The 15,874-nt window shown below is 34.2% G+C and carries 12 protein-coding genes; 5 read left to right on the top strand and 7 right to left on the bottom strand.

The annotated features are described in order from the left end of the window. Positions 1–4: 4 nt before the first annotated feature. The 5 genes from IW18_RS22335 to IW18_RS22355 all read right to left on the bottom strand — a co-directional run bounded on the left by IW18_RS22335 (position 5) and on the right by IW18_RS22355 (position 7,764). On the bottom strand, positions 5–3,874 hold the full coding sequence (locus IW18_RS22335; RefSeq protein ID WP_041520419.1) for a PorP/SprF family type IX secretion system membrane protein: 3,870 nt from the start codon (positions 3,872–3,874) through the stop codon (positions 5–7). Position 3,875: 1 nt separating this feature from the next. Then, positions 3,876–5,312, bottom strand: coding sequence for a gliding motility protein SprC (gene sprC, locus IW18_RS22340; protein WP_041520420.1), 1,437 nt, complete (start codon positions 5,310–5,312; stop codon positions 3,876–3,878). Continuing rightward, positions 5,309–5,713 (bottom strand): hypothetical protein, encoded by a 405-nt coding sequence (locus IW18_RS22345; RefSeq protein WP_041520421.1) that lies wholly within the window; start codon positions 5,711–5,713, stop codon positions 5,309–5,311. The genes sprC and IW18_RS22345 overlap by 4 nt, the downstream gene beginning before the upstream one ends. A gap of 103 nt (positions 5,714–5,816) precedes the next feature. Further along, positions 5,817–7,109, bottom strand: a complete 1,293-nt coding sequence (locus IW18_RS22350) for a hypothetical protein (protein WP_041520422.1) — start codon at positions 7,107–7,109, stop codon at positions 5,817–5,819. Between the two features lie 202 nt (positions 7,110–7,311). Next, positions 7,312–7,764 (bottom strand): hypothetical protein, encoded by a 453-nt coding sequence (locus tag IW18_RS22355; RefSeq protein WP_041520423.1) that lies wholly within the window; start codon positions 7,762–7,764, stop codon positions 7,312–7,314. Positions 7,765–8,198: 434 nt separating this feature from the next. Here IW18_RS22355 and IW18_RS22360 point away from each other — a divergent pair, with 434 nt between their 5' ends. The 4 genes from IW18_RS22360 to recA all read left to right on the top strand — a co-directional run bounded on the left by IW18_RS22360 (position 8,199) and on the right by recA (position 11,545). Beyond that, positions 8,199–9,347 (top strand): DNA polymerase III subunit, encoded by a 1,149-nt coding sequence (locus tag IW18_RS22360; RefSeq protein ID WP_041520424.1) that lies wholly within the window; start codon positions 8,199–8,201, stop codon positions 9,345–9,347. An 8-nt stretch (positions 9,348–9,355) separates the two neighbouring features. After that, complete coding sequence (locus IW18_RS22365) at positions 9,356–9,739, top strand: hypothetical protein (protein ID WP_041520425.1); 384 nt, start codon at positions 9,356–9,358, stop codon at positions 9,737–9,739. 117 nt (positions 9,740–9,856) lie between these two features. Beyond that, positions 9,857–10,366, top strand: coding sequence for an acyl-CoA thioesterase (locus IW18_RS22370; RefSeq protein ID WP_041520426.1), 510 nt, complete (start codon positions 9,857–9,859; stop codon positions 10,364–10,366). A 171-nt stretch (positions 10,367–10,537) separates the two neighbouring features. Further along, positions 10,538–11,545 carry a recombinase RecA gene (recA, locus tag IW18_RS22375; RefSeq protein ID WP_089081940.1) on the top strand — a complete coding sequence of 336 codons (1,008 nt, stop codon included), beginning with the start codon at positions 10,538–10,540 and terminating at the stop codon, positions 11,543–11,545. Between the two features lie 562 nt (positions 11,546–12,107). Here the strand turns inward: recA and IW18_RS22380 are convergent. Continuing rightward, entirely contained in the window at positions 12,108–12,854 is a 747-nt protein-coding gene (locus IW18_RS22380; RefSeq protein ID WP_041520428.1) for a lysophospholipid acyltransferase family protein, read from the bottom strand. Between the two features lie 279 nt (positions 12,855–13,133). On the opposite strand from IW18_RS22380, the gene trpS reads away from it, so the two are divergent. Then, entirely contained in the window at positions 13,134–14,108 is a 975-nt protein-coding gene (gene trpS / locus IW18_RS22385; protein WP_041520429.1) for a tryptophan--tRNA ligase, read from the top strand. A gap of 481 nt (positions 14,109–14,589) precedes the next feature. Here the strand turns inward: trpS and dprA are convergent, their stop codons facing one another. Beyond that, entirely contained in the window at positions 14,590–15,690 is a 1,101-nt protein-coding gene (dprA, locus tag IW18_RS22395) for a DNA-processing protein DprA (RefSeq protein WP_041520431.1), read from the bottom strand. Positions 15,691–15,874 lie beyond the last annotated feature (184 nt).

Consider the following 15,874-nt stretch of genomic DNA (forward strand, 5'->3'; position numbering starts at 1 on the left):
TCTCTTAATTCTCAACTTTTACAATGGCCATTTTTCCGTTATATGGCTTGCTTCCTTTTGCTTCTAATGCTTTAGTTGCTTCTGGTAAGCCATCAAATTTCTGGTAGTAGATGTAATACTTACTTGTTGTTACGTTGTAAAAGAAATTAACATCTGTACGACCTGCAGCCACTGCTTTTGCCAGGAATTGATCACGTTTTTCAGCACTGCTGTGAACCGCAATAATTAAATAATAACCATTATCCGAATTTTTAATATTCTTGATAATTTGCATATTCGATTGATCTTCACCAAAATCAAAATCACTTGCGGTTAATGGTGTACTGCTTAATTTTGTTGTTTCCTTGATACGTTTAAGAGCAGCAACGTCCTGTGCATATCTTCCTTGATCATTTTCGTAAGCAGCACGTTTAATTCTACGTTTCTTTTCGATTTCAGTTTCTGCTTTAATGCGTTCTAAATTCGAAATTAATACCGCGCTGTCTTGTTCCATTTTCAATTGAGCAGCTTTTAACTCGTTGATTTTTTCAAGATAAGCTTTGTTTAAAGCATCGTTTTTATTCGGGAATTTTTTAAGTCTTTCGTTATACAAATCAGTCAACTTCGTGATTTCATCTTTCTGAGCTTTGTTCGCTTCAGCAAGTTGTGCTTTCAAAGCTTCTAATTGACTGTTTTCTGCCGCAACACTTTTAAATGGTTTTGGCTCTTTGTAAATTCCTTTTTCACTTAAATCATTCTCTTCTCTTAAGTCATTCAAATCTCTTTGTTTATTAGCCACAGTTGTATTAAACTGCGATAATAAATCCTTTTGAATTTTACTTCCGGTTTCAATTGAGAACGTTAAGTTATCAATCGCTTTTGCACTATCGTCTTTTGGAGCTGAAGCGGCTTTTGCTGCGGCATCGGCAGCTAATTTTGCATCTGCTAATAATTTAGCTTCGCGTGCTTCTTCGGCAAGTCTTAATTGTCTAATTTCTTCTTCAGCTTTTAATTTTTCGGTTGCTTCTGCGTCCGCTTTGGCTCTTTGATCTGCCAATAACTTAGCTTGCGCCGCTTGCATGTCTGCTTTTGCTTTAGCATCGGCAGCCAGTTTTGCTTGTAAAGCTTCTGCATCAGCTTTGGCTTTTGTATCTGCAGCTAATTTTGCTTGTAAGGCTTCAGCATCGGCTTTGGCTTTAGCATCGGCAGCTAATTTTGCTTGAAGTGCTTGAGCATCAACTCTAGCTTTTTCTTCAGCAACTTGTCTTGCTTTTAACGCCTCAGCATCAGCTTTGGCTTTAGCGTCAGCAGCTAATTTCGCTTGCAATGCGTCTGCATCGGCTTTTGCTTTGGCATCAGCAGCTAATTTTGCTTTAAGTGCATCTGCGTCAGCTTTGGCTTTAGCATCTGCTGCTAGTTTAGCTTTTAGGGCGTCTGCGTCAGCTTTTGCTTTAGCATCTGCAGCTAGTTTAGCTTTTAGGGCGTCTGCATCGGCTTTTGCTTTAGCATCTGCTGCTAATTTAGCAACGCGAGCATCTTCTGCTTCTTTTAATTGTTTTGCTTCGGCATCTGCCTTGGCTTTAGCAGTAGCTTCTGCATCTGCTTTTACTCTAGCATCAGCTATTAATTTTGCTTGCAAAGCTTCCATATCCGCTTTTGCTTTTGCATCGGCAGCTAATTTTGCCTGAAGAGCTTCTGCATCAGCTTTCGCTTTAGCATCTGCCGCTAATTTTGCTTGCAGTGCTTCTGCATCAGCTTTAGCTTTGGCATCTGCCGCTAATTTTGCCTGTAATGCTTGCGCATCGGCTTTTGCTCTAGCATCTGCAACTAATTTTGCTTGTAGTGCTTCTGCATCGGCTTTCGCTTTAGCATCTGCGGCTAGTTTTGCTTGTAATGCTTCTGCATCAGCTTTCGCTTTGGCATCGGCAGCTAATTTTGCTTGTAGTGCTTCGGCATCGGCTTTAGCTTTGGCATCAGCAGCTAATTTTATTTTTAGAGCTTCAGCATCCGCTTTCGCTTTTGCATCTGCAGCTATTCTTGCTTGTCTTGCTTCAGCATCAGCTTTCGCTTTAGCATCGGCAGCTAGTTTTTCTTTTAATGCAGCATCTTCGGCAGCTTTTGCTTTTGCATCGGCAGCTAACTTCGCTTTATTAGCAGCATCTATACTTGCTTTTGTTTTTGCAGCAGCAGCAGCAGCGACTTTTGCATCTGCAGCCAATCTCGCCTGAAGAGCATCTGAATCGGCTTTCGCTTTCGCATCTGCAGCTAAAATCGATTGTAAATCTGCAGCTTCAGCTTTTGCTTTTGCATCGGCTTTACGTTTTGCTTCTGCAGCATCTGCTTTCGTTTTAGCATCAGCAGCTAACTTAATTTTCAACGCTTCTGCATCAGCTTTAGCTTTTGCATCAGCAGCTAGTTTTACTTTTAAAGCTTCGGCATCGGCCTTTGCTTTATCAGCAGCTAATTGTGCTTGTGTTTTTTGTGGTGCTGGTTTGCTTGCAGCAACTTTAGCTTTATTGGCTTCTGCATCCGCTTTCGCTTTTGCATCTGCAGCTAGTTTAACTTTCAAAGCTTCGGCATCAGCTCTTGCTTTATCTGCCGCTAATTGTGCTTGTGTTTTTTGTGGTGCTGGTTTACTTGCAGCAACTGGTTTTGCTTTTGCATTGGCTTGTGCATCGGCTTTGGCTTTAGCATCTGCCGCTAACTTAATCTTTAAGGCTTCAGCATCTGCCTTAGCTTTATTGTCAGCTTCTAATTTTGCTTTTGCAGCGGCTTCGGCATCAGCTTTTACTTTTTCTGCTGCAGCAAGTCTTATTTTAATTGCTTCAGCATCGGCTTTTGCTTTTGCTTCGGCAGCTAGTCTAGCTGTTTCGGCACCACTTACTCTGGTTATTGGAGCACTTGTCGTTTTCTTAGCTGGAACTGCTTTTGGTTTTGCAGGATCAATTAATGAACCTTCTTCGTCATCACCGTAGTAATAATTTTTGTTTTTGAATTTGTAAGCAATAGCAAATTCATGAGAACCTCCCATATTGGTAAAGTTACCCATGCCTCTTTCGTAGTTATATTCTATGGCAATACTTGGAGAGATATTTATTCCCAGACCTGCAGAAACTCCGTACAACGAATTGTATCCTGCTTGTGCCCAAACTCCTTTCGGAATTGTGATCATGGCTAATCCGGAAATTATGGTTTTGTCTTGTTTAATTTCTGTTTTTACAATTCCAGAAAATTTACTTCTGTCAAAAAAACCATAACTATCAATGTATCCTGTATACATTGCGTGTAATTCTATCGCTCTTTCCGGGTCTTTTTTTACAATTCCTGATCCAAAATTGTAAAGTATTAAATTGTTTACGGATAAACCGAAATCAAGAAAAGCTGTTCCGTAGTTTACACCAGGATTAATGGTCAATAAAGTACTTGAAGGATAATCTCCGTTTAAGATATTAGGATCATCTGTTATGATTTTTCCTTTGTTTAATCCGCTTTGGTAAACACCAACGTTCATACCAAAAGTTAAGTTACTGTCTTGCTCTAAAACGATGTTATGTGCAAAGTTTCCTATTCCTCCAAAAACTGTCATTAGACCGTAATTTTGTTGAAATAGACCAAAAGCAAATGCTTCGTTCTCTCTAAAACGTCCAGAATAATTGGCTAAATAAGTGTTTGGTGCGTTCTCAAATTGTACCCATTGTCTTTTATTATAAAAACTTGCATATGCATTTGTTTCGCGAACAAAACTAAACGCTGGGTTAATTAAATATCTATTAAACTTTAAAGAATTTCTGATAGGTAATGAAAACGAAACAACTCCATCCTCTTGTGTAGTTTGAGAATAGAGTGTATTTGAAAAACCGTAAAATAAAGTTATGAATAGTAAAATTTTCTTCATATTATTTTATCACAGTTATTGATCCTTTTTTTTCACCTGTGTCGGATTTAATGACATAGTAATAGACCGGATTTACATTGTTAAAATCTTTTATAACCCACTTCGAAGAATCATAATTAACGCCTTGGAAAACCATTTCTCCTTGTGAGCTAATTATCATAACATTCGTATTTGAGTTTTGATATTCATCGGGCAAGTCCCAATACGGATGGCTACTCAAACTTACTATGTTTGGTATAACGGTTGCCGCGGTTGGAGGTCCTGTCGCTTTAAAAGTTAATTCCTTAGTAGATATACAACCTGTAGCCTGAGAAAGTTTTACTTTATAAACTCCTTTTACTGCTACTAAATAAGTATTATTTACCGCACCTGTAATAAGAGCGTTATTCAAATACCATTCGTAAGTTGGATTGGTAGCGTCTGTAGTTACAGTAACATTTAAAGTTTCGCCTTCTCCAAGTTGAAACTCTTCTGCTACATCAATACTTGCATTAAAACTGTTACTTGTCAAAGTAATTGTTCCTGTAGCGTTACAACCTCCAAAATCAACTTCGGCCTTATAAACTCCAGATTCATTTGTTGTAATACTTCTTGTAGTTGCTGTCGTTATTAAAATATTGTCTTTATACCATTTGTAGGTTTGTCCCTGAGTTGCCGTTAAAACTGTTCCTGTTCCATTCGAGCAAAAAGGATTCCCTAAACTAGAACTAATTACAACTGCAGAGCCTGAAGATGTACTGGTAACATTTACATGATTTGAACTAAAATTCACATCAGTACAAGCACCATAATCTATAGTTGCGTAATAATCGCCAACAGCATTTACAGTTAACGCTTTAGCACTTTGTCCTGCAATAACAACATTATCTTTATACCAGATGTATTTAATATTTGGATAATTTGCAGGAGAAGAAGGCTTGTCATTTGGAGTAGCATTATCTACTGAAAGCGTTATACTTCCAGCAGAGCAAATTATTGCACTAGTACCTTTGTTATTGACAGAAAATGGAGCTTCGTAATCTTTATAATGTACAGGGAAAGAAGTAGCACCTAGATTGTTTTTAAATCGTACACTGGTAGCACCAGTCGAGCTTTTGATTCTTAACCCATAAGTATCTGAACCTATCAAAGTAACAGGGACAGCAAATTTTAAAGTTTGTTGACTTGCTGAAACATCTACTGGAGTTCCCAGCGGAGTTGTAGCAATTGGAGTATTTGCGTTGTCTAAAAGTTCTACCGCAAATGTTGTTCCGGCAGGAAAATTAACATAACTAAATGTTGCGTAAAATTCATTGAAAGTAACTCCAGCACAAAGTTTCTCGACACCATTTAATGGCTGAGGAACTATTGTTTGGGAATGCACATTCGATTTAGTAAAAAAGAAAATACTAAATAATAGAAAAAGTGTGGTATAATTTGGGGTAGTTTTTTGAATCATATAGTGCGCGTTCTTGCTAAATCTATGTTTTCAAAAAACAAAATATCAATAAATGTTTCCGAAAAATCATATTTATAATTCTCTATAATGTCTTTTGCAAGAGCAGAATAAGTAGCAGTTATAAATGTGTTTTCTTCACATTTTGAAGTTTGATTATTCGTTTCAGATATAATAGTAAGACTATCCTTGGGGTTGGATAGTCCCACTACAAAATCATTAGAATTATCTAATTTGCTGATAGCATCAGCTTTGTCATTATTTTGGTTGTTTGACGCTGTCACTATGCTTAAATCAATAGAAACTGTAGGTTTTTCTACTGAACTTTGGGCATATAGACTTAACGTAATAGGTGAAACCAAAAATATTATATATATAAAATATTTTTTTCTAGATAGAGCCATTATGTCTTGATCTTTATTTGGTCCGCTTTAAGACGAATACATAAATTGTGTCTGGGGACTTTATTAATAAAATTTACGCTTTGAAATAAAAATCGAAATCTATTTACTTGTTGCTGCTAGACGCTGTAATTTTTCCTAATTGCAATCTGAAATCTGGTTTTTTAGCATTGAAAATATCGATAAACGTTTCTTTGTTATCACTTTGTGCCATAACATTGAAAAACACAGGGTTTCCATACCAGCTCTCTAAATCTTCATTGTTTGCATTGTACTCTGTAAAGATATTTCCGTTACATAGGTTAAAGTACATTTCTTCAAATTTGATTTTCTTAAGACTAGCATCATTAATTTCTGTTTTACTATCTAATAAAACAGCTGGATTAAATCCTGATATTACACTACGTTTCATTTCTAGCGAAGCATTTTCAGCAACATAAACAGCCTCTTTAACTAAACCTGATTGAATATCAGCTTTAATATTTTCACTATCATTAAGCATTGTAATATTAGTAGCAACAACTAAAGTTTGTTTTTTAGTAAAATCAGTTTCATTTTTCTTTTCATATGATTTTACTTCCATACAACGAGATCCATCTTTATTACTAGATAAATAAGAAGATCTTACTGCCAATGAGTTGTATAAACGACATTGAACACCTTGAGTAAATTTAAAATCGTCGTTGATAGATTTATAAGAAACTAATTTTGTAGCATTTAAATCACCTCCAAAGAAAGCAAATGAATCACCACCAGAGTAGCTTACCATAATGTTATCTAGAGTAGTTTTAGATCCAACACCTGCAATAGTTAAACCGTTGAAAGTGTCAACACCTTTAACTTTTTTTCCTGCAAATTCTATTCTAACAAATCTTAAAATTCCAGAGTTTGAAGCTGCATTATCACCACCGTAAGTAGTTAATGTAGGATCAAGATCTAAATTATAAGAACCAACATTTCCAAATTTATTGATTGGAGCATCACCAAGAACTACAACACCACCCCAGTCTCCAGCTTTTTTCTGGCTACGGTTAGATGTAAATACAATTGGGTCAGTCTCTAAACCATCTGCAATAAGTTGTGCACCTTTTGTAACTACCAATGTTCCTTTTGTTTCAAAATCACCAATAATCAAAGTTCCTGGTTCGATTGTTAAAACAGCATTATTTGTAACGTAAACGTTTCCTTGCAAAACATAAATATTCCTCTTCAGCAATTTAGTATTAACAGAAATATTTCCTGCCAAAATTTGGTTTGCTTCTCCATAGTCAACTTTGTTAGGCTTAAATTCTGTCCAGTTGTTCAACCAATTGGTGTAGCCCATAATTCCTTTCTCTTGTTGCGCACTCATACTCGTAACTGTCAAAAGAACACAGATCATTTGAGTAATTTTTTTCATGATAAGGGGGTATTAGGTTAATAATAAATTCGGGTATTTGTTTAGGGTATGCGTAAATGATAGAAACTCATCCCGACTTTTCTGATACTACCAGATACATCGAGAACGAGTTGTGTTTTTTTATCTCTTTTTCAAAATGACGTAAAAAATTTAAGTCATCTACGAAATCATTTCAAAAAAGGTTTTAAAAAATATACTTTTATTACATTTCATTCAATTCGTTGAACTCATGTAAAGATTTCAATGTACTTTCATAAAATAAAATTGCCGCGATTAAGTTTCCTTTATCAGAATATGGCATCATTTTTCTTTGAAATTCTACTGTTGTGTCTAAGAATGTTGTTGTACCAACTGCCTGAGCATCTAATACTTTTTTGTGCTCGTTATCGTCTGGGATACCTAAGTCTGCCATCGTAACTCCTGGTTTAGTAACCAACGCAATGTAAGGGAGAGTTTTTACTAAAACTTTAATACGCTCAATGTATAATTCCAACAATTCACCTTTTTGCATACCACTTAATTCTTTTTGATCATGGTATTTACGAATAAGAGCTGTTGTACTAATAATACTTCTTGGAGCATTTTTTGCTTGTGCCGAAATAGCACCAGTTGTCAATAAAAAAAGTGCACTAAATAAAATAATTTTCCCTTTCATAGATTCTTATTTATAATTGGTTCTTGATGAAAACAAAAATATAGAAATTAACTTAAATTGCAACTTTATTGATTTTTTTTTTCGAAAAAAAAGCTTAAAGAAAGCTTAAAAATCAGTGTTATGTCGAGAAAATGTGCGTTTTAACGAATTTTTTGTTAAAATTCCCAAAACTAATACTGTAAGTAATTGTTTATAAAAAAAATTAAAATACAAAATTTAATAACAAAAAAAACCTTACGTTTATCTGTTTTTGCAAAAAACTATTAACAAAAAAATCTTAATATCTCATCAAATTCATCTCTTTATTAACAAAACTTAGTTAATAAACTTCAAAAAATTCAACTCAAAACACAAATAATATCAGAAATGAAGAGCGTTGCATAAACTTTTGATCGAAAATTTTTGACTACATCATTTTCTTCTATCTTTGCTTCATGCAATTTTCTCAAATTTTAGGTCAAGAGTACATCAAAAGTCACTTGATAAAAAGTGCAGCTTCCGGACGAATTCCACACGCACAATTATTCATTGGGCCAGAAGGAAGTGGCACATTATCAACTGCAATTGCTTACGCGCAATACATTCTTTGCAGCAATACCGGAGACGAAAATTCGAACGGAAATGATTCCTGCAATTTGAAATTTCAAAACCTATCACATCCTGATCTACATTTCATTTATCCCACAGTTACAACCGAAGACGTAAAAACCAAACCCAAAAGTTTAGACTTTATTCAAGATTGGCGCACTTTTATTCAGGAAATGCCTTACGGCGGATTATTTGACTGGTACAAAATTTTGGGCGTTCAAAACAAACAAGGAGAAATTCGTGTTGAAGACGCTACAGAAGTTTTAAAATCTCTTGCGTTAAAATCGTACGAAGGTGGTTATAAAATTATGATTATTTGGATGGCCGATAAAATGAATATTGCAGCATCAAATAAACTCTTGAAACTTCTTGAAGAACCCTCAGATAAAACCATTTTTATTCTGATTTCCGAAAATGAAGAAGATATTATACAAACCATACGCTCTCGTTGTCAAGTAATTCACTTTAACGGATTACCAGAGAAAGTAATCGCCGAAGCTTTAGTTTCTAAAGAAAATATCGACGAAAAAATGGCATTTAAAATTGCACACCAAGCGCAAGGAAATTTCAATAAAGCCATTCATCTTTTAAAAGAAGATGATTCTGAATATCCCTTTGAGCAATGGTTTGTTAATTGGGTTCGTGCCGCTTTTAGAGCCAAAGGTAATGCAGCTGCCATTCAGGATTTAATTACCTGGAGTGAAGAAATCGCATCGCTAGGTCGCGAAAGCCAGAAAAAATTCATTCAGTTTTGTATCGAGATGTTTCGTCAGGCACTTTTGCTTAATTATCAGGCACCAACATTAGTTTATATCGAACCTAAAGTCGATAAATTCAAGCTCGAAAATTTTGCTCCATTTGTGAACGGAAACAACATTCACGAAATTTTTAAAGAACTTTCAGATGCTATGTATCACATTGAAAGAAACGGAAATGCAAAAATAATTTTAACTGATTTATCTATAAAATTGACTCGTTTAATTCATAAAAAATAGTTTACCAAATGAATAATGTTGCCTCTATTTTACTACTAGCATTTTTAGCCTTAACATTCTTGCAATCAGGATACGAAAAAATATTTTATTGGAAAGATAATGTCGAATGGCTCAAAGGACATTTCGCAAAAACAGCATTAAAAAATCAAGTGCCACTCGCTCTTTTCCACCTTTTAGTTTTAGAATTAATATCTGGAATTTTATGCGTTGTTGGTGCCATACAATTATTAACAGATAGTGGTCGTGAATTTGGTTTTTACGGAGCTATTTTTTCATGTATATCTTTGTTAATGATGCTTTTTGGGCAACGGCTTGCTAAAGATTATGATGGCGCGAGAACCATTGTTATCTATTTTATTCCAGCTGTAATGGCTGTTTATTGGTTGAATTAAAATAAGCCACAGATTTGACAGATTAATAAGGATTAAAAAAATCATTAAAATCCTTTTAATCTTTGGCAAAAAAAGTTCGCAGAGCGGACATGAAAAATAAATTTTTACATTAAAAAAATGAATGCAAAACACCCTTCAGAATCTTTAACGATATTAACTGATTTAGTTTTACCAAGTGAAACAAATCCTTTAAATAACCTTTTTGGCGGCGAATTATTAGCCCGAATGGATCGCGCAGCAAGTATAGCGGCACGCAGACATTCACGCCGAATTGTAGTTACAGCATCTGTAAATCACGTTGCTTTTAATAGAGCCATTTCATTAGGAAGTGTTGTAACTGTCGAAGCAAAAGTGTCAAGATCTTTTAAAAGTTCTATGGAAGTTTTTATCGACGTTTGGGTAGAAGATCGCGAATCTGGAAACAGAACTAAAGCAAATGAAGCCATTTATACTTTTGTTGCTGTAGACGATACCGGAAGACCTGTTGAAGTACCGGCAATTGCACCCGAAACTGAACTTGAAATACAGCGTTTTGATGCCGCTTTGCGTCGCAAACAATTGAGTTTGTTATTGGCTGGAAAAATAAAACCTTCTGATGCTACAGAATTAAAGGCTTTATTTTTGTAATCGAAATTTGTGACAATTTGGAACAATTTCAGAGAATCAAACTTCAAAAAAAGAACTAATTTTACAAAATTACAAGCCTGATACAAATCTAAGTCAGTAAGTTACTAATTTCTGATTTGTTTTTGAGAATGAATTATAAAAATTTACATGAAAGAAAAAGAAAAAAAAGAGATGAGTTCAGAGAAAGATGCCAAACTAAAAGCGCTACAACTTACGCTTGACAAACTAGATAAGACTTACGGTAAAGGAACTGTAATGAAAATGGGCGATAAAGCCATTGTAGAAGTTGAAACTATTTCTTCAGGTTCTCTTGGTGTGGATTTAGCTCTTGGAGTAAATGGATATCCTAGAGGAAGAATTATTGAAATATACGGTCCAGAATCTTCTGGAAAAACCACATTAACATTACACGCAATTGCCGAAGCTCAAAAAGCTGGTGGAATTGCTGCTTTTATAGATGCTGAACATGCTTTTGATAGAAATTATGCCGAAAAATTAGGTGTAGATATCGAAAACCTGATCATTTCTCAACCAGACAACGGAGAACAAGCATTGGAAATTGCCGAAAACTTAATTCGTTCAGGCGCAATTGATATTGTTGTAATTGACTCGGTTGCTGCATTGACTCCAAAAAGTGAAATTGAAGGCGAAATGGGAGATTCTAAAATGGGTCTTCACGCACGTTTGATGTCTCAAGCTTTAAGAAAATTAACAGGAACTATTAGTAAAACAAATTGTACTGTTTTCTTCATCAACCAGTTGAGAGAGAAAATTGGAGTAATGTTTGGTAATCCTGAAACTACAACCGGTGGTAACGCGTTAAAATTCTACGCATCTGTTCGTATCGATATTCGTCGTTCTTCTCAAATTAAAGACGGTGAAAATGTTATTGGAAACAGAACCAAAGTTAAAATCGTAAAAAATAAAGTAGCTCCGCCTTTTAAAACTGCCGAATTCGACATTATGTATGGAGAAGGAGTTTCTAAAACAGGAGAAATTCTTGACTTAGCGGTTGAATTTGAAATCGTTAAAAAAGCAGGATCTTGGTTTAGCTACGGAGATACAAAATTAGGTCAAGGACGTGATGCTGTAAAATCTCTAATTAAAGATAATCCAGAATTGGCAGATGAATTAGAAGCTAAAATTAAAACTCATATTAAAGAATTAGCAAACGCATAAATCTTTAAAAGTCTTAATATTGAATACTTTACAAAGACCCGAACGAAATTAAAATCGTTCGGGTTTTTTATTTTCAAAAAAATAAAAAAATTGACGCAACCTTTTTCAAACTATACCATCTTATAAACAGACATAATTTTGAATGGTATTTGCCATAAGTACCATATTCAAGGCTTTTTTCTAGAATAAATTTGGTTGGTTTGTTCAATAAAAATCCGTTAGTTTTTAGCTGCTAGCGGGTTTTTATTATTTTTTTATGTTTTTTTTTGGATCTACACGCAACCTTTTTCATTTTTTGCTCTCTATAGTAGTATGACATTAACTTGAGTTCTAACCAAACTCTTTATTATCAACCGTTAATATTTTAGCCATGAAAGAGAAAATAGAAGTGTTGTACAATAAAAACCGCCGGAAAACCAAACTGAAATTTAGAAAAGTATTACGATTTATCTCAGAAAAAATCATTCATCGATAAACTTTTTGAATCTAAAACTGGGGGTTTTTAATTCAAAAGAAAACCCGACAATTTCGAAAATTTGTCGGGTTTTAAAGTTGTATTTATTTAATGCTTCTTATTGAAATCAAGTAATCCGTTATAAATTATTTCTCTGACTTGATCTCTAAGTGCCTTTCGGTTTTCACTTTTTAATCCATTTGTTTCTACAAAAGGGAGAATCTTTACGCGCATTTTTCCAGGACTTCCGCTAAAAAACGTGTATGAAAAACGTTCTTTGTTATCTGCAAAAACAATTGGAACTATCGGAATTTGATGTTCGATTGCTAAACGAAAAGCACCATCTTTAAACTCATCCAACAAAACACTTTCGTCGTCTGGAACACCTCCCTCGGGAAAAATACAAATACTTAATCCTTGATTCAAGCGATCTTGTGCTCTTTTGAAAACTTCATTTTTACTTCTCGAAGAATTTCGATCTACCAAAATACAAGTTCTTTTATAAAAAAATCCAAATAACGGAATTTTCGAAAGTTCTTTTTTACCTACAAAAACAAAAGGATTCTTAATCACCGCCAACATCAGCATAATATCTGTCATTGAAGTATGATTGGCCACAATCATGTAGCTTTTATTTTTAACAAGCTTCTGCTCGCGCTTTACTTTGTAATAAAAACCCATCCCAAAAAGGATAAATTTAGACCAAATGCGAGCCATTTTAAAGAAATAGGGATAACCTCTCTCTGATATAATAGAAATCAGTAAAAACGGTAGCATAATCAATATTGGGATAGCCATCAAAACATAAAACCAAATGCGCCATAAAACCCAAAAAACAATTTTAATTCCTTTCATAGTTTCAAAAGTAATAAAACCACACTGAATTTAGATTTTAGATCGTTAGATTTTTAGAATATTACGCTTTTTAAAAATTCTCAAAGGTTTTTACCGTTAAATGTGCAAAGGTTTTTCGCAAAGAGCTCCAACTTATTTCTCGCGAAGTCGCAAAGTCGCAAAGTTTTTTTCCTTGCGACTTTGCGACTTTGCGAGATTAAAATAAAACAGCTTGGTAAAGTTTATGTACTTTGCTGTAAAAAAACGAACTTTGCATTTAGTAAATAAGAAAAAACTAGAATGGCAAAAATACTTACTGGTGTTCAGAGTACTGGAACGCCACACTTGGGAAATTTATTAGGAGCAATTATTCCTGCAATAGAGTTATCGAATAATCCGAAAAACGAATCTTATTTGTTTATCGCTGATTTACACTCGATTACTCAAATTAAAGACGGGAAAACATTAAGAGAAAATACATACAGCACTGCAGCAGCTTGGCTTGCTTGTGGTTTAAATCCTGAAAAAGTTACTTTTTACAGACAATCTGATGTTGTTCAAACTACTGAATTGACTTGGTACTTAAGCTGTTTTTTCCCATTTCAACGTTTGACTTTAGCGCATTCTTTTAAAGATAAAGCAGATCGTTTAGATGATGTTAATGCCGGACTTTTCACTTATCCGATGTTAATGGCTGCCGATATTTTACTATATGATGCTGAATTTGTTCCAGTTGGAAAAGACCAACTACAACATTTAGAAATTACGCGCGATGTGGCTTCTCGTTTTAATCACCAAATGGGAGAAACTTTTGTAATACCTGAAGCTATAACTCAGGAAGAAGGAAGATTAATTCCTGGAACTAATGGCGGAAAAATGAGTAAATCTGCCAATAATATTATCAATATTTTCCTTGATGATAAAACGCTCCGTAAACAAGTTATGAGCATCGAAACAGATAGTACTCCGCTTGAAGATCCTAAAAATCCCGATACTTGTAATGCTTTTGCAATCTACTCGTTATTAGGAACTGAAGCTCAAATTGCCGAAATGAGAGCACTTTATTTAGGTGGAAATTACGGTTATGGTCACGCAAAACAAGCTTTGTTTGAACTGATTACAGAAAAATTTAAAACAGAAAGAGAAAAATATACTTACTACATCAATAACCTTGAAGAAGTTGATGCTCTTTTGAAAAAAGGTGCCGCAAAAGCTTCTGTTATTGCCGATGGCGTTTTAGCAAAAGTTCGAGAGGTTCTTGGATTTAGTAAATAGATATTCCAAACCCGACAGGTTTTAAAAACCTGTCGGGTTTTTTATGTTCATAACAACTCTTTAAAATTGATATTTTTTCAAATTAAAACATGAAGAAAGTTTTTACAAATTACATGTTTCTTCTCCTAATATCATTTTTTTTATTAGGCTTCCTACTAGCCTATTTATTTGGAGATGAGCAATCTTTCGCTGTAAACAAAACTGTAGGTTGGGCTTATAGTATTTCTAACGAAGCGATGCTAAATGTCTTCTTAACAATCTCTCAAATTCTTTTCATTTTTGGTTATTTAATAATATTCCTTCTGAAACGAAAGACAAATTATTACATTTCTCTTGCCCATTTTGAGATTATTTTAGTAGCATTTTATTCAATATCATTCAAAAATTTTATCGTCTCAGTCGTTTTAGGTGCAATATCTATAATCCTGTTTTTTATTAATATCTATAAATCTCAGAAATAAAAAATTCTAGATTCTTAAATTTAAATTGCTTCAAAAAGTTTCCCCGGCAAAGGCCTAATTACTCCTTTAAGCTCCATATTTAAAAGGATTCCTGAAATTCTATAAATAGGATAATCACATTGCAAAGCGATTATATCCAATAATTCTTTTCCATTTTTTACGAGAAAGTCGTAAATCTTTTGCTCATCTGGTTCTAATTCTACAAACAATTGCTTTTGTACCGTTTTAGGCTTGTTTTCGATGTCCCAGTTCAAAATATAAACCAAATCGGCTGCAGAGGTTAGAACATTTGCTTTTTGCGTCTTAATTAAGTCATTACAGCCTTGACTGTATTTATCAGTAACACGACCAGGAACAGCAAACACATCACGGTTATAATCATTAGCAATATTTGCGGTAATAAGCGACCCCCCTTTATCTGCAGATTCAATGACAATTGTAGCTTCGGTCATACCGGCAACAATACGATTTCGTCGTACAAAATTCTCTTTATCCGGATTTGAAGAACTCCAAAACTCAGTCATAAAACCACCATTTTCTTCCATTTTGACAACGTACTTTTTATGTGTCTTTGGATAAATTTGGTTTAGACCATGTGCCAAAACTCCAATCGTTTGCAAATTATGTTCCATTGCCAATTGGTGCGCGACAATATCAACTCCGTATGCAAAGCCACTTACTATTACTGGGTCAAGTGGCGCTAAATCTTCAATTAACTTCCTGCAAAACTCCATTCCATATGAAGTTACTTGACGCGTGCCAACAATACTTATTATTTTTTTGTTTTTCAAATTTATATTGCCAGCTGAAAAAATCAAAACAGGAGAATCTATACAGTGTTTTAAACGATCCGGATAATCTTCTTCCTGAAAAAAAGACACTTTTATGTTATTAGATTTAATGAACTCGAGTTCCTGATTGGCTTTTTCAAAAACCGAATTATCTTTTAGATTCTTTAATAAAACAGAACCAACACCATCAATAGCAGCAATTAGATTGGTTTTAGCTTTAAAAATCGCTTCAGCATTTCCAAAATGTGTAAGTAATTTTTTAGCCATAATATCACCTACTCCATCCACTTTTAATAGGGCTAATAAATAAAATAAATCCTGATCTGTCATTTGCTAAAATATTATGTAAAATAGAATATAAAATCCTAAACATTTAAATGTTGCAAATATGGTTAAAATAAAGTAATTTCTTAATAAAATAGACAATTTAGATTTTTATGTATTTTTGAAAACTAGCGACGTATTATTTAAATTACTGATTACTAATTGTCTATAAAATAATCCGAATTGTTAA

The sequence above is a fragment of the Flavobacterium hibernum genome, from assembly GCF_000832125.1.
In the GTDB taxonomy this organism is placed as follows: domain Bacteria; phylum Bacteroidota; class Bacteroidia; order Flavobacteriales; family Flavobacteriaceae; genus Flavobacterium; species Flavobacterium hibernum.

Bases quoted from the DNA above. Each gene is read 5' to 3' on its own strand.
- IW18_RS22335 (WP_041520419.1), bottom strand. From the start codon at position 3,874: ATGAAGAAAATTTTACTATTCATAACTTTATTTTACGGTTTTTCAAAT.
- sprC (WP_041520420.1), bottom strand. From the start codon at position 5,312: ATGATTCAAAAAACTACCCCAAATTATACCACACTTTTTCTATTATTT.
- IW18_RS22345 (WP_041520421.1), bottom strand. From the start codon at position 5,713: ATGGCTCTATCTAGAAAAAAATATTTTATATATATAATATTTTTGGTT.
- IW18_RS22350 (WP_041520422.1), bottom strand. From the start codon at position 7,109: ATGAAAAAAATTACTCAAATGATCTGTGTTCTTTTGACAGTTACGAGT.
- IW18_RS22355 (WP_041520423.1), bottom strand. From the start codon at position 7,764: ATGAAAGGGAAAATTATTTTATTTAGTGCACTTTTTTTATTGACAACT.
- IW18_RS22360 (WP_041520424.1), top strand. From the start codon at position 8,199: ATGCAATTTTCTCAAATTTTAGGTCAAGAGTACATCAAAAGTCACTTG.
- IW18_RS22365 (WP_041520425.1), top strand. From the start codon at position 9,356: ATGAATAATGTTGCCTCTATTTTACTACTAGCATTTTTAGCCTTAACA.
- IW18_RS22370 (WP_041520426.1), top strand. From the start codon at position 9,857: ATGAATGCAAAACACCCTTCAGAATCTTTAACGATATTAACTGATTTA.
- recA (WP_089081940.1), top strand. From the start codon at position 10,538: ATGAGTTCAGAGAAAGATGCCAAACTAAAAGCGCTACAACTTACGCTT.
- IW18_RS22380 (WP_041520428.1), bottom strand. From the start codon at position 12,854: ATGAAAGGAATTAAAATTGTTTTTTGGGTTTTATGGCGCATTTGGTTT.
- trpS (WP_041520429.1), top strand. From the start codon at position 13,134: ATGGCAAAAATACTTACTGGTGTTCAGAGTACTGGAACGCCACACTTG.
- dprA (WP_041520431.1), bottom strand. From the start codon at position 15,690: ATGACAGATCAGGATTTATTTTATTTATTAGCCCTATTAAAAGTGGAT.